This is a genomic window from Streptomyces sp. NBC_00727 (assembly GCF_045161745.1).
In the GTDB taxonomy this organism is placed as follows: Bacteria; Actinomycetota; Actinomycetes; order Streptomycetales; family Streptomycetaceae; genus Streptomyces.
This window is the reverse complement of the sequence record NZ_CP108981.1, coordinates 3484771-3497019: the sequence shown is the minus strand read 5'-3', so window position 1 is coordinate 3497019 and position 12249 is coordinate 3484771. Positions and strand designations below refer to the sequence as shown.

The 12249-nt window shown below is 68.3% G+C and carries 14 protein-coding genes; 5 read left to right on the top strand and 9 right to left on the bottom strand.

All coding sequences use genetic code 11. The features are described from left to right. The first annotated feature begins 29 nt into the window (after positions 1 to 29). The 4 genes from sigM (at position 30) to trxA (ending at position 3215) form a co-directional block, all read left to right on the top strand. Positions 30 to 761, top strand: a complete 732-nt coding sequence (gene sigM / locus OG242_RS15790) for an RNA polymerase sigma factor SigM (RefSeq protein WP_405898769.1) — start codon at positions 30 to 32, stop codon at positions 759 to 761. Beyond that, positions 758 to 1735 carry an anti-sigma factor family protein gene (locus tag OG242_RS15785; protein WP_405898768.1) on the top strand — a complete coding sequence of 326 codons (978 nt, stop codon included), beginning with the start codon at positions 758 to 760 and terminating at the stop codon, positions 1733 to 1735. Before sigM ends, OG242_RS15785 begins: the two co-directional genes overlap by 4 nt. Before the next feature lie 133 nt (positions 1736 to 1868). After that, positions 1869 to 2834 (top strand): thioredoxin-disulfide reductase, encoded by a 966-nt coding sequence (gene trxB, locus OG242_RS15780; protein WP_405898767.1) that lies wholly within the window; start codon positions 1869 to 1871, stop codon positions 2832 to 2834. A gap of 51 nt (positions 2835 to 2885) precedes the next feature. Continuing rightward, a complete protein-coding gene (gene trxA, locus OG242_RS15775; RefSeq protein WP_405898766.1) occupies positions 2886 to 3215 on the top strand; it encodes a thioredoxin in 330 nt (109 codons plus the stop codon). A gap of 100 nt (positions 3216 to 3315) precedes the next feature. On the opposite strand, the gene OG242_RS15770 is transcribed toward trxA, so the two are convergent. The 9 genes from OG242_RS15770 to rpmH form a co-directional block, all read right to left on the bottom strand. Beyond that, positions 3316 to 3933 carry a GNAT family N-acetyltransferase gene (locus OG242_RS15770; protein WP_405898765.1) on the bottom strand — a complete coding sequence of 206 codons (618 nt, stop codon included), beginning with the start codon at positions 3931 to 3933 and terminating at the stop codon, positions 3316 to 3318. 155 nt (positions 3934 to 4088) lie between these two features. After that, positions 4089 to 5171 (bottom strand): ParB/RepB/Spo0J family partition protein, encoded by a 1083-nt coding sequence (locus OG242_RS15765; RefSeq protein WP_405898764.1) that lies wholly within the window; start codon positions 5169 to 5171, stop codon positions 4089 to 4091. After that, on the bottom strand, positions 5168 to 6244 hold the full coding sequence (locus tag OG242_RS15760; protein ID WP_132900810.1) for a ParA family protein: 1077 nt from the start codon (positions 6242 to 6244) through the stop codon (positions 5168 to 5170). The genes OG242_RS15765 and OG242_RS15760 overlap by 4 nt, the downstream gene beginning before the upstream one ends. A 218-nt stretch (positions 6245 to 6462) precedes the next feature. Continuing rightward, positions 6463 to 7179: a 16S rRNA (guanine(527)-N(7))-methyltransferase RsmG gene (rsmG, locus tag OG242_RS15755; RefSeq protein WP_405898763.1), complete on the bottom strand. Its 717-nt coding sequence runs from the start codon at positions 7177 to 7179 to the stop codon at positions 6463 to 6465. A gap of 108 nt (positions 7180 to 7287) precedes the next feature. Further along, the gene (locus tag OG242_RS15750; RefSeq protein WP_018522088.1) at positions 7288 to 7797 is read right to left on the bottom strand and encodes a R3H domain-containing nucleic acid-binding protein; all 510 of its coding nucleotides are present in this window, start codon (positions 7795 to 7797) and stop codon (positions 7288 to 7290) included. Between the two features lie 14 nt (positions 7798 to 7811). Next, positions 7812 to 9074, bottom strand: a complete 1263-nt coding sequence (yidC, locus tag OG242_RS15745) for a membrane protein insertase YidC (protein WP_405898762.1) — start codon at positions 9072 to 9074, stop codon at positions 7812 to 7814. Positions 9075 to 9077: 3 nt separating this feature from the next. Next, complete coding sequence (yidD, locus tag OG242_RS15740; protein WP_405898761.1) at positions 9078 to 9437, bottom strand: membrane protein insertion efficiency factor YidD; 360 nt, start codon at positions 9435 to 9437, stop codon at positions 9078 to 9080. After that, positions 9434 to 9805 (bottom strand): ribonuclease P protein component, encoded by a 372-nt coding sequence (rnpA, locus tag OG242_RS15735; protein ID WP_405898760.1) that lies wholly within the window; start codon positions 9803 to 9805, stop codon positions 9434 to 9436. The genes yidD and rnpA overlap by 4 nt, the downstream gene beginning before the upstream one ends. Positions 9806 to 9826: 21 nt before the next feature. After that, positions 9827 to 9964, bottom strand: a complete 138-nt coding sequence (rpmH, locus tag OG242_RS15730) for a 50S ribosomal protein L34 (protein ID WP_006348049.1) — start codon at positions 9962 to 9964, stop codon at positions 9827 to 9829. Between the two features lie 381 nt (positions 9965 to 10345). Here rpmH and dnaA point away from each other — a divergent pair, with 381 nt between their 5' ends. Continuing rightward, on the top strand, positions 10346 to 12151 hold the full coding sequence (dnaA, locus tag OG242_RS15725) for a chromosomal replication initiator protein DnaA (RefSeq protein WP_405898759.1): 1806 nt from the start codon (positions 10346 to 10348) through the stop codon (positions 12149 to 12151). Positions 12152 to 12249 lie beyond the last annotated feature (98 nt).

Genomic DNA, 12249 nt, shown 5'->3' with positions numbered 1-12249 from the left:
TCCCGGCGTGGATCGGTTTGAATACACGGATGGCGACAGCTGAGGGGGGAGACCGCGAGCACCACGGTGCCGATGCCGACGCACCGAGCGACGCGGACCTTCTCGCCAGCCATGTGGCCGGCGACCCCGACGCCTTCGGCGAGCTGGCACGACGCCATCGCGACCGGCTGTGGGCCGTGGCCCTGCGGACTCTGGGCGATCGTGAGGAGGCGGCCGATGCCGTACAGGACGCCCTGATCTCCGCCTTCCGGGCCGCGCACACCTTCCGGGGCCAGTCCGCCGTCACCACCTGGCTGCATCGCATCACGGTGAACGCCTGCCTCGACCGCGTCCGCAAGGCCGCGTCCCGGAGGACCTCGCCGGTCGACGACCCGGAACGGCTCGACCAGCTTCTGGAGCCCCACGAGTCGGCGGAGGCTCCGGCAGAGCGCCACGACCTCCACCGTGAACTCCTCGCCGCTCTCGCCACACTCCCCGCCGAACAGCGCGCGGCGCTCGTCCTGGTGGATATGCAGGGGTACCCGGTGGCAGAGACCGCCCGCATCCTTGAGGTGCCCGTGGGCACGGTGAAGAGCCGTTGCGCGCGAGGCCGAGCGCGCTTGGCTCCTCTGCTGGCCCATCTCCGAAGTGACGGCGGCGGCGAGGAGATGCCCGACACGGAAGGGAACCGGACACCCAGAGCATCCGTCCCACCGGCAGCCGGGCCACGAGATGCGGCCGGCGACCCCACAGCGACGAAGGGCGGAGGTGGACACCGATGACATCAGCAGCCGACATGACCCAGCACCCGGATGTCTCGGAGATCTCCGACCTGACCGAGGGCCTGCTCACCGAGTCCCGTGCCGCCGAGGTCCGCAGCCATACGGACACGTGCGACCTCTGCGGTGACGTCCTCGCCTCGTTGGACGAGATCCGCGACTTGCTCGGCGGCCTCCCCCCTCCTCAGCCCATGCCCGAGGGCATCGCCGACCGTATCGATGCCGCGCTCGCCGCCGAGGCGGTGTCCCGCCGCACACAGGCCGATGCGACAGCCGAGGTTTCACGTGAGGCGACAGATGTTTCACGTGAAACAGAGCCCGAGTCCATAGCCGCAGCCGTTTCACCACAGCCCGGCCCCCCGGACCGTCCCACCGGGCACGCCCGTGCGGGCACAGGCCCCGGTCGGCACCCCGGCCGGAGGCGGCGCCGCGCCACCGTGCTCGCCACCGCGCTCGGGGCCGCTGTCCTGACCGGCATGAGCGTCTTCCTGCTGCAGAGCGTCCCGGCGTCACAGAGCAGCAGCGACACCGGCGCGATGAGGAAGGATGCAACGGCCCCGGAAAGCCGCTCGCGGGTGTACTCCCAGGCCACCCTTGAGGGCCGGGTGGACGCGCTGCTGAATGGACGCACCGATGCGGCCAGCCCCCCGGGCCCCGGCGTCAAGGAACAGGCGCCGTCCATCGGTTCCAAGTCCTCGCCCCAGTCCGAGCCCTCGGACTCCGTGTCTCCCGAGGCCCCCCTCCGCGCACCCGCGGTGCCTGTCCCCGCCTGTGTGGAAGAGGGCATCGGGCGGAACAGCGACGCCCTCGCCATCGAGAAGGGCTCGTACGAGGGCACCGACGCGTACCTCGTCGTCCTGCCTCACCCCACGGACCCGGCCAGCGTCCAGGCCTATGTCGTCGCCGCGGCCTGCGTCGGCGCCGAGCCCCCCGCCAAGGGGAAGCTGCTGCTGACGCACGCCTACAACCGTCCCTGAAAAGCACGCCGCCAGCCGCCCCGGCACGTCGGGAATGCATCCCCCGTAGGATCCGTTGGGTGGGGTGAGAGTCGTTGAACCGGCCCCAGTAGGCGTGGACAGTAGGCAGTCTGCAGAGACGAGGAAGAAACCCGTGAGCGACGTGCGTAATGTGATCATCATCGGCTCCGGCCCGGCCGGCTACACAGCCGCCCTTTACACCGCGCGCGCCTCGCTGAAGCCGCTGGTCTTCGAGGGCGCCGTCACCGCCGGTGGCGCGCTCATGAACACCACCGACGTGGAGAACTTCCCGGGTTTCCAGGACGGCATCATGGGACCCGAGCTCATGGACAACATGCGCGCCCAGGCCGAGCGCTTCGGCGCCGAACTGGTCCCGGACGACGTGGTCTCCGTCGACCTCACCGGTGACATCAAGACGGTTACCGACACCGCCGGTACCGTCCACCGCGCCAAGGCGGTCATCGTCACGACGGGCTCCCAGCACCGCAAGCTCGGTCTCCCCAACGAGGACGCCCTCTCCGGACGCGGCGTCTCCTGGTGCGCGACCTGCGACGGCTTCTTCTTCAAGGACCAGGACATCGCCGTGGTCGGCGGCGGCGACACCGCGATGGAGGAGGCGACCTTCCTCTCGCGCTTCGCCAAGTCGGTCACGATCGTCCACCGCCGCGACACGCTGCGCGCCTCCAAGACCATGCAGGAGCGCGCGTTCGCCGACCCGAAGATCAAGTTCGCCTGGGACAGCGAGGTCGCCGGGGTCAACGGCGAGCAGAAGCTCTCCGGCGTGACCCTGCGCAACACCAAGACCGGCGAGACGTCCGAGCTGGCCGTGACCGGTCTGTTCATCGCCGTCGGACACGACCCGCGCACCGAGCTCTTCAAGGGCCAGCTCGACCTGGACGACGAGGGCTACCTGAATGTGGCCGCCCCCTCGACGCGCACCAACCTGAGCGGTGTCTTCGGTGCGGGTGACGTCGTCGACCACACCTATCGCCAGGCGATCACCGCAGCCGGCACGGGCTGCTCCGCCGCCCTCGACGCAGAGCGCTTCCTTGCCGCGCTCGCCGACGACGAGAAGGCCGCTCCTGCGGCCGCCGTCTGACCCACGCCTCATTCACGTCCCCACACACCCCGCGAAGCTAAGGAGGCCGCCGTGGCCGGCGCCCTGAAGAACGTGACCGACGACTCCTTCGAGGAGGTCGTCCTCAAGAGCGACAAGCCCGTACTGGTGGACTTCTGGGCCGCCTGGTGCGGTCCGTGCCGCCAGATCGCCCCGTCGCTGGAGGCCATCGCGGCCGAGCACGGCGAGATCGAGGTCGTGAAGCTCAACATCGACGAGAACCCGGCCACCGCCGCCAAGTACGGCGTCATGTCCATCCCGACGCTGAACGTCTACCAGGGCGGCGAGGTCGCCAAGACCATCGTGGGCGCCAAGCCGAAGGCCGCTATCCTGCGCGACCTCTCGGACTTCATCTCCGAGTAAGGCTTCGCGGAGTAAGACGCAGCCTGCGTCTGCTGTTTCACGTGAAACGGGCCCGTCCTCCCCAGGACGGGCCCGTTTCGCATGCACTGGTGACTGCGCCTCACAACGGCCGCAGTGCAGGCTCCTTCTGCACCGCGCCCAGGAGTCGGTCCAAGGCCATTTCGACGTCCTCCTTCCAGGAGAGCGTCGTACGCAGCTCCAGCCGCAGCCGGGGGTTCACCGGATGCGGCCGCACCGTCTTGAACCCCACGGACAGGAGATGGCCGGCGGGCAGTACACAGGCCGGCTCCTTCCACCGCGCGTCCCCGAAGGCCTCGATCGCCTTGAAGCCCCGCTGGATCAGGTCCTTGGCGACGGTCTGCACCATGACCCGGCCCAGTCCCTGCCCCTGGTATCCCGGCATGATCAACGCAGTCATCAGCTGGACGGCATCGGGGGACACGGGGCTCGTCGGAAAGGCGGTCGCGCGCGGGACGTACGCGGGAGGCGCGTAGAGCACGAAGCCGGCCGCTACGTCATCGACATAGACCACACGCCCGCAGGAGCCCCACTCCAGAAGAACACCGGAGATCCAGGCTTCCTTCTCCCGGGCGGCTGTTCCGCCCTTGACGGCGGCCTCGCCACTGACCGGGTCGAGTTCCCAGAACACACAGGAGCGGCAGCGCCGGGGGAGATCGGGAAGGTTGTCCAGCGTGAGCGGTACGAGCCGACGCCCCATGAAGGCTGTTCCTCACTTCTCTCGCCCACGTCCTGGACCGAAATGCCCTGCCAGAACGCATCGTAACCACCACCCGATCAAGCCGACACCGTGACAATGCAAAGGGCGGGCTGTATCCGTGAACCGGATACAGCCCGCCCTCGGCGATCGGCGGGTCAGCTCTCGTCGCCCTCTGCCGACTCCTCGGACTGGGCGCGGTCCAGCACACGGCCCTCGCCCGGCGCGAAGGTGCCGAGGATGCGGTCCAGATCCTCCATCGAGGCGAACTCGACGACGATCTTGCCCTTCTTCTGACCGAGGTCGACCTTCACTCGGGTTTCGAACCGGTCGGAAAGCCGCGATGCCAGGTCGGTGAGGGCCGGAGAGAGCCGGCTTCCCGCGCGGGGCCCCTTGGCCTTCTTGGCGCTCGTGGGCCTGGAGCCCATGAGCGTCACGATCTCCTCGACCGCACGCACAGAGAGCCCCTCGGCCACGATGCGATGCGCCAGCTTGTCCTGCTCCTCCGAGTCGTCCACCGACAGCAGGGCGCGCGCGTGGCCTGCCGACAGCACTCCGGCTGCGACCCGGCGCTGCACCGGAGGCGACAGCCGCAGCAGACGCAGGGTGTTGGACACCTGCGGCCGGGAACGTCCGATCCGGTCGGCCAGCTGGTCATGCGTGCACTTGAAGTCCTTGAGCAGCTGGTCGTAAGCGGCCGCCTCCTCCAGCGGGTTCAGCTGAGCCCGGTGAAGGTTCTCCAGGAGGGCGTCCAGGAGCAGCTTCTCGTCGTCGGTGGCCCGGACAATGGCGGGGATACGCTCCAGGCCGGCCTCCCGGCAGGCCCTCCAGCGCCGCTCGCCCATGATGAGCTCGAAGCGGTCGGCCCCGGTCTTGCGCACCACGACCGGCTGGAGAAGGCCGACCTCCTTGATGGAGGTGACCAGCTCCGCCAGCGCGTCCTCGTCGAAGACCTCGCGGGGCTGACGTGGGTTCGGCGTGATGGAGTCGAGCAGCACCTCGGCGAAGTACGCACCGGCCACCTCGTTGGGAACCGTCGACTCGGCCCCCAGGGGCGTGCTCGGCTCCGGAACAACGGGGTTGGACCCGAGCGTCGTCACCTTCGCGGCGGCCACGCCCCGCTCCGTGGTGAGGACGGGAGCGGAAACCCCGGTCCCGGTGGACGACAGCTGCTTCTCCTGCGGAGCGGCTGGGATCAGGGCACCGAGCCCTCGCCCCAACCCTCGACGACGCTCACTCACTGGATCCCCTCCGAATTGCTCTGCTGACTGATCGAACCGCCCGTGTGGGCGTGCTGTCCCTCGTAGTGCACCCCGACTCCGCGCAGCGCGATCTCCCGGGCCGCTTCGAGGTAGGAAAGCGATCCACTGGAACCGGGGTCATAAGTGAGCACGGTCTGCCCGTAGCTCGGCGCCTCGGAGATGCGGACCGACCGGGGGATGCTGGTCCGCAGCACCTCCTTGCCGAAGTGGCTGCGGACCTCCTCCGCCACCTGCGACGCCAGCCTGGTCCGGCCGTCGTACATGGTGAGCAGGATCGTGGATACGTGGAGGGTGGGGTTCAGATGGCCCCGCACCAGTTCCACGTTGCGCAGGAGCTGGCCCAGGCCCTCCAGCGCGTAGTACTCGCACTGAATGGGGATCAGCACCTCAGCGCCGGCCACCAGTGCGTTGACCGTCAGCAGGCCCAGCGAGGGCGGGCAGTCGATCAGGATGTAATCCAGCGGCTGCTCATACGCCTGGATGGCGCGCTGGAGTCGACTCTCCCGCGCCACCAGCGACACCAGCTCAATCTCCGCACCGGCGAGATCGATGGTCGCCGGGGCGCAGAAGAGACCTTCGACGTCCGGGACGGGCTGAACCACGTCGGAGAGCGGCTTGCTCTCCACCAGGACGTCATAGATCGAGGGAACTTCGGCGTGGTGATCGATACCCAGAGCCGTGGAGGCGTTGCCCTGCGGGTCGAGGTCGACCACCAGGACCCGTGCACCGTGAAGTGCCAGCGACGCGGCGAGGTTGACCGTCGAGGTGGTCTTGCCCACCCCGCCCTTCTGGTTCGCCACGACCATGACGCGGGTCTGCTCGGGCCGCGGCAGTCCCTCGCCGGCTCGGCCGAGGGCCTCCACCGCCAGCTGGGCCGCGCGACCGATGGGTGTGTCGTCCATCGGCGGCGGTGTTTCACGTGAAACACCGTCCCCCGCCGATTCGGTTCGGGGGCCGGGGACCGGATCGGTCATCGGCCCCGCGATGTTGGCGTCGGACCGCAAGGATTCACTCTCCTCGACTTCAGGCTCGCAATGAGCAGAGCCTGTCATGGTTTCGGGGTCGTGAACCAGCGAGGCCCGCTCTTCTGTGGATGAAACCACTTCTGTGGACAACTCCGTAGCCCTAACGGGCCTGCGATGGGGTGGGGCGGCCGCCTCATGACCGCGGCCGATGATTCCATGCAGCAGAGAACGACGTTTCACGTGAAACACGATGCCTCCGCAGCGTAGCTACAAAGGCACGACACTCCGCGCAGAGCGCGTCCGGCTCAGCGGCGACGACGCGTCCGGCTGGTCCGCGCGGCCTTGGCTCGCTTTGCGGCGAACCTCACACCCCCCGGGCTCTCACCGACCACCACGCGCACCACGGTGGACATCGGGTCGACCACGCCCTCGCCGACGTGCAGCACCTCGGTGTCCACCACACCGAGTTTGCTGAGCGCCGCACGTGCGCCGCTGATCTCTTCCTCGGCGGTGTCTCCCTTGAGCGCGAGCATCTCGCCGTACGGCCGCAGCAGGGGCACGCCCCAGCCGGCCAGCCGGTCCAGCGGGGCAACCGCCCGAGCGGTCACCACGTGCACCGGCTGGAGGGAGCCGAGGACCTCCTCGGCCCGGCCGCGGACGACCGTCACATGGTCGAGCCCCAGGAGCTCGACGACCTCCTGGAGGAAGTTCGTCCGGCGCAGCAGCGGTTCCAGCAGGGTGATCTTCAGGTCTGGGCGCACCAGCGCCAGGGGAATCCCCGGTAGTCCGGCCCCCGAACCCACGTCGCAGACCGTGACCCCCTTGGGAACCACCTCGGAGAGCACCGCACAGTTCAGCAGGTGCCTCTGCCACAGACGCGGAACCTCACGCGGACCGATCAGCCCGCGCGTGACCCCCGCGTCCGCCAGCAGTTCCGCGTACCGGACAGCCTCGGGAAAGCACTCACCGAACACTTCCCGGGCCTCGTCGGGCGCCTGGGGAAGCGCTACTTCCTCCGTCACGGGGGACCGTCCTTCCATACCGCACTACCGCACCATGGTGGCTGTCTATCAGGCTGACAAAGATCGGCCCCGTCTGCGAACAGACGGGGCCGACAGGTAAGGAGCCGGTCAGGCCGGCAGGACGACGACGAAGCGCTGCGGCTCCTCGCCCTCCGATTCGCTGCGCAGGCCCGCGGCCGCGACCGCGTCATGCACGACCTTGCGCTCGAACGGCGTCATCGGGTCCAGCTTCACCGGCTCACCGGTGCTCTTGACCTTGTCCGCCGCCTCGGCACCCAGCTCGGCGAGCTCCGTGCGCTTCTTGGCCCGGAACCCGGCGATGTCCAGCATCAGACGGCTCCGGTCGCCGGTCTCCCGGTGCACGGCGAGCCGCGTCAGCTCCTGGAGCGCCTCCAGGACCTCGCCGTCGCGCCCCACGAGCTTCTGCAGATCGCGCGCCGATTCGCTGATGATCGAGACCGCGGCCCGGTCCGCCTCGACGTCCATGTCGATGTCACCGTCGAGGTCGGCGATGTCGAGCAGGCCCTCGAGGTAGTCCGCTGCGATCTCCCCTTCCTGCTCGAGGCGGGTCAAGGTGTCGCTGCCCTCAGCGGCCGTGGAGGTGGTGCCTTCCGTCACGGATGGACTCCTTCTTACTTCTTGGACGGGTGCTTGGGCCGCTGCGGGCCCTTGCGCTGTCCGGACTTGGCTTGGCGTGAGGAGCCGGACGCGGTCTTGCCCGCCGGCTTCGACTTGTCGTCCCGAGCTGTGCTCTTCTGCAGGGAGGTCTTGGGCTCCGACTCATCGGAGTCGCCGTCCTTGGCTCCACCCTGCTGGGCCGCACCGGTGTGGCGCTGCGACTTCGTCTGCCGCTTGGGCTGCTGGCGTCGCTGCGAAGCGCCACCCTCCGCTTCGGCGACGGCGGTGTCACTCTTGACCACCGTGCCGTCCTCCTGCGGAGCGAGCCCGAGCTTGGCAAGTGCGACCACGAACTTCCGCTCGATGTCATTGCGGTCCGGGCCCTTGGCCACGATCCGCTTGACGGTGTTGCGCCGGGTCCGGCCGCGGACCTCGCCGTGCGCGGTGACGCTCTTCAGAAGCCGTCCGAGGTACTGCTCCTGGGCCTTGCTGCCCGGCGTCGGGTTCTGGTTGATCACGTACATCTGCTGACCCATGGTCCAGACGTTGGTGGTCAGCCAGTAGACGAGGACACCGACGGGGAAGTTGATACCCATGACCGCGAAGATCAGCGGGAAGATGTACATCAGCATCTTCTGCTGCTGCATGTACGGCGTCTTGACCGTGAGGTCGACGTTCTTCGTCATCAGCTGGCGCTGCGTGAAGAACTGCGAGGCCGACATCATCACGATCATGATCGCGGTGACGACCCGGACGTCGGTCAGCGAAGCGCCGAGGGCGTCGACCTTCTCCGCGCTGTCCATGAACTTGGCAGCCAGCGGAGCGCCGAAGATGTGGGCCTGACGGGCGCTGTCCAGCAGCGACTGGTCGATGACGCCGATCTTCTTGTTCGAGGCGATCGCGGAGAGTACGTGGTACAGCGCGAAGAAGAACGGCGACTGCGCGATGATCGGCAAGCACGAGGAGAGCGGGTTGGTACCCGTCTCCTTGTACAGCTTCATCATCTCTTCGGACTGACGCTGTTTGTCGCTCTTGTAGCGCTCCTGGATCGCCTTCATCTTCGGCTGGAGCAGCTGCATGTTCCGCGTCGACTTGATCTGCTTGACGAACAGCGGGATCAGACAGATGCGGATGAGCACCACGAGGGACACGATGGACAGGCCCCAGGCCCATCCCGTGTCGGGGCCGAAGATCGCCCCGTACAACTTGTGGAACTGGACGATGACCCAGGAGACGGGCCAGGTGATGAAGCTGAACAGACTGGCAATCGTGTCCACTAATCAGGCTCCTTGAGCATTGGGCGAAGTCTCTGCGGCCGAACTCGGGAGCTCGGTGGCCGAGCCCCCGGGAGGCACGTCAGCGGCGGAGTCCCCGCCCTTGCTGCCGCGTAGCGCGCTGCGCAGCATTTCGTGCCAACGCGGACGTTTGCGTGGTGGTACGTAGTCCACGCCGCCGGGTGACCACGGATTGCATCGCAGGATGCGCCAGGCCGTCAGCGCCGTTCCCTTGATCGCTCCGTGCCGGTCGATCGCCGTATATCCATAGTGGGAACACGACGGGTAGTAACGACAGACAGGCCCGAGAAGGGGGCTGATTGTCCACTGGTACAGCTTGATGAGAGCCAGCAGCGGGTACTTCATCGCACGCCCCCTCCCAGCAGCCGCTGCAACGCGGCGTCCAGGTCTCGGGCCAGCTGTTCATGGCCGGCGTCGCCCGCTCCGGGCAACGCTCGTACGACAACCAGGCTACCGGGGGGCAGCAGGGCGAGTCGTTCTCGGACCAGGTGGCGAAGCCTGCGCTTCACCGCTGTGCGGACGACCGCACCACCCACGGCTTTGCTGACAACGAAACCCGCACGCGGCGGGGGAACGTTCTCCCCAGTCACGTGCGGGCCGGTTGCACCGCTTCGTAGATGGACGACGAGGAGCGGGCGACCGGCCCGGCGTCCTCGTCGTACTGCGGTCGCGAAGTCCTCGCGCCGCCTCAGCCGATTCTCGGAAGGCAGCACGTCATGACGACCTGTACGCGATCAGGCGGACAGGCTGGCGCGACCCTTGCTGCGGCGGGACGCGAGAATCGCGCGGCCGGCACGGGTGCGCATCCGCAGCCGGAAGCCGTGGGTCTTCGCGCGACGACGATTGTTCGGCTGGAAGGTGCGCTTGCTCACTCGGGGGCTCCAGAAAAGACTCGTGTGTTGGCGGGACATCGCCTGGCTGTCACCGTGCGCCCACGAGAGACTCGCGTAAACGCTCTAGTGCACCGCTTCACGATCACAGATCGTGATCTTTGCCCATCGGAGGCAGGCGGCAGCAGCCATCGACAACTCGACCTGGTCACGGTACGCGCGGCTACGCCATCCGGTCAAACCGACCCTGTCGGGCCCCCCATTGTGCACAGCCTGTGGACAACGACTTGAACCACGCGGGTCGGGCTGACTACCGTGGCTGAACCCCGGTTCTTTTTCTTCCCGCCTGCCGGTCCTCACCCACCCCGACCCATACCGTCCCGAGAACCACACATTCGTGGGACCAGCGAGAGAGCGTGCCTTGTGGCTGACGTACCTGCCGATCTTGCCGCAGTGTGGCCGCGAGTGCTGGAGCAGCTCCTCGGGGAGGGGCAGCAGGGCATCGAGCCCAAGGACAAGCAGTGGATCGAACGCTGTCAGCCGCTCGCCCTGGTAGCCGACACCGCACTGCTCGCCGTCCCCAATGAATGGGGCAAGCGCGTCCTCGAGGGCCGCCTCGCCCCCCTCATCAGCGAGACGCTGAGCCGCGAGTGCGGGCGCCCCATCCGGATCGCGATCACCGTCGACGACTCCGCGGGTGAGCCGGCCGGTCCTCCGGCGCCCCCCATGCACCAGTCGCCGCAGCCGCCCCACCGCTACCAGGGCCATCGGCACGACGAGGACCGGCCCGGCGACGCGTACGAGAACTACGGGGCCCGGCCCTCGGACGACGGCATGCCGACCGCGCGGCCCGCCTACCCGGACTACCAGCAGCAGCGCCCGGAGCCCGGCGCCTGGCCGCGCACCCAGGAGGACCTGTCCTGGCAGCAGCCCCGGCTCGGCGGATTCCAGGACCGCGAGCCGTCTGCCGACCAGTGGCGCGAGCCGTACGGCGGCCGCTCCCCGCAGCACGACTACCGTCAGCAGCCGCCCGAGCGCCAGGGGTACCAGCCCCAGCACACCGAGCGCTCCCGCCCCGAGCGCCACGAGCTCCCGGAGCCGCAGCACCGCACGGGCGCCGGCACCGGGAGGCCCGGCGGAGGAGCCCACGGGCCGATGGGCGCCCAGCCCGCACCGGCCCCCGGCCCCGGCGAGCCGCACGCCCGGCTGAACCCGAAGTACCTCTTCGACACCTTCGTCATCGGGGCCTCGAACCGCTTCGCGCACGCCGCGGCCGTCGCAGTGGCCGAGGCGCCCGCGAAGGCGTACAACCCCCTGTTCGTCTACGGGGAGTCGGGGCTCGGCAAGACCCATCTGCTGCACGCCATCGGGCACTACGCGCGGAGTCTGTATCCGGGGACCCGGGTGCGGTACGTGAGCTCCGAGGAGTTCACCAACGAGTTCATCAACTCGATCCGTGACGGCAAGGGCGACACCTTCCGCAAGCGGTACCGCGATGTCGACATCCTGCTCGTCGACGACATCCAGTTCCTGGCGAGCAAGGAGTCGACCCAGGAGGAGTTCTTCCACACCTTCAATACGCTCCACAACGCCAACAAGCAGATCGTGCTCTCCTCCGACCGGCCGCCGAAGCAACTGGTCACTCTGGAGGACCGGCTGCGGAATCGTTTCGAGTGGGGGCTGACCACCGACGTACAGCCCCCCGAGCTGGAGACCCGCATCGCGATCCTGCGCAAGAAGGCGGTGCAGGAGCAGCTCAACGCCCCTCCGGAGGTGCTGGAGTTCATCGCCTCCCGCATCTCGCGCAACATCCGTGAGCTGGAGGGCGCTCTCATCCGGGTCACGGCCTTCGCCAGCCTCAACCGCCAGCCCGTGGACCTGGGGCTCACGGAGATCGTGCTGAAGGATCTGATCCCGGGCGGCGAGGACACGGCTCCCGAGATCACGGCGACCGCCATCATGGCGGCGACCGCGGACTACTTCGGGCTGACGGTCGAAGACCTCTGCGGATCGTCGCGCAGCCGCGTGCTGGTGACGGCCCGGCAGATCGCCATGTACCTGTGTCGCGAGCTGACCGACCTCTCCCTGCCGAAGATCGGTGCGCAGTTCGGCGGCCGGGACCACACGACGGTGATGCACGCGGACCGCAAGATCCGGGCTCTGATGGCCGAGCGGCGCTCGATCTACAACCAGGTCACCGAGCTCACCAACCGCATCAAGAACGGCTGACGGCGCCCCGCGCCGACTCCCGCACGCGTACCTCGAGGGCGCTGTGCGGACTCGTCAGGAGTCCGCACAGCGCCCTTCTGCGTTCCCCGAAAAGCAGC